The following is a 1,461-nucleotide window of genomic DNA, read 5'->3' as shown; positions in this document are numbered from 1 at the left end:
CACCACCGCTCAGCCCGCCGACACCGCGCTCACCGTGCCGCCCTTCGCCGTCGTGTCGGGGGCGCAGGTCCAGGGGGCGTTGGCGGGCCGGGAGCAGGCCGTCACCGATCTGGTCGAGGCCACGTACCGGCTGCACGGGGCGGGCGACACGGTCAACCCGCCGTCGTACTTCCTCCGGTTCCCGGACCGGCCGACCTCGCGGATCATCGCGCTGCCCGCCTCGCTCGGCGGGCCGTCCGGCGTCGACGGGCTGAAGTGGATCTCCAGCTTCCCGGACAACGTCCGGGCCGGGATCCCGCGGGCCTCCGCCGTGCTGATCCTCAACGACCCCGCCACCGGCTACCCGTTCGCCTGCATGGAGAGCTCGATCATCAGCGCGACCCGGACGGCGGCGTCGGCCGCGCTGGCGGCGGGAGCGCTGAGCGAGGGCCGCGCGCGTCCGACCCGGGTCGGGTTCTTCGGCACCGGACTGATCGCGCGCTACATCCAGACGTTCCTCGCGGGCACCGGCTGGGAGTTCGAGCAGGTCGGTGTGTTCGACCTGTCGGCGGACAGCGCAGAAGGCTTCCGCGGGCACCTCGAACGCACGGGGACACCGGGCGTCGTCACGCGGTACGACACCCCGGAGGGGCTCGTCCGCAACAGCGACCTGGTGGTCTTCGCGACGATCGCGGGCACCCCGCACGTCACGGACGTCTCGTGGTTCGACCACGGGCCGCTGGTCCTGCACGTCTCGCTGCGCGATCTCGCGCCCGAGATCCTGCTGGCCGCGACCAACTACGTCGACGACGTCGAGCACTGCCTCAAGGCGGACACCTCGCCGCACCTGGTGGAGCAGCGGCTGGGCCACCGGGACTTCCTGGCCGGGACGCTCGAGGACGTGCTCGCCGGGCGGGTGTCGGTGCCCGCCGAGGGCACGGTGGTCTTCTCGCCGTTCGGGCTGGGCGTGCTGGACCTGGCCGTCGGGAGGTACGTGTACGACCAGGTGGTGCGGGCGGGGGAGCTGCAGGTCGTGGACGGGTTCTTCCACGAGCTCAGGCGGCACGGCCCGAGCCCCCGGTAGCAGGCGGGAGGCGACGCGGGTGCGCAGGAACGACGGGCCGCTGCGGTGGGCGTTGGTGACGGTCCTGGTGCTCGTCGGGCTCGGCACGGTGGACGTCGGGGGCGCAGCCGCGGACGTCACCGTGTCGCCCGACCACACCGAGGCCGGCGCCCGGGACGTCGTCGTGACGTTCCGGGTGAGCAACGACGACCCGACCGATCCCGTCGTCGCGCTCCTGGTGAACCTTCCGACCGCACGCCCGTTCGTGGATCCGCAGCCCTCGTCCCCGCCGGGATGGCGGGCCACGGCCACCGCGACCGCCGTCGAGTGGCGCGGTAGCCCGATCGGGTCCGAGCCCGTCGACCTCGTGCTGCGGGTGGGCAGGATGCCCGACGGCGCGGGCCCCGTCAGGTTCCGGG

The 1,461-nt window shown here is 73.6% G+C and carries 2 protein-coding genes; both read left to right on the top strand.

Annotated features, from left to right (window positions below; translation table 11 throughout):
- Nucleotides 1-34 precede the first annotated feature (34 nt).
- On the top strand, nucleotides 35-1,063 hold the full coding sequence (gene sbnB, locus H5J29_RS32525; RefSeq protein ID WP_181784731.1) for a 2,3-diaminopropionate biosynthesis protein SbnB: 1,029 nt from the start codon (nucleotides 35-37) through the stop codon (nucleotides 1,061-1,063).
- A 19-nt stretch (nucleotides 1,064-1,082) separates the two neighbouring features.
- Nucleotides 1,083-1,461, top strand: a 379-nt coding sequence (locus tag H5J29_RS32520; RefSeq protein ID WP_181784730.1) for a DUF1775 domain-containing protein, incomplete at its 3' end; no start/stop codon positions are given.

This window comes from Pseudonocardia pini (assembly GCF_013870575.1).
Lineage (GTDB): Bacteria > Actinomycetota > Actinomycetes > Mycobacteriales > Pseudonocardiaceae > Pseudonocardia > Pseudonocardia pini.
Note: the sequence above shows the minus strand (reverse complement) of the source record. Positions and strands in the feature narration are given on the sequence as shown.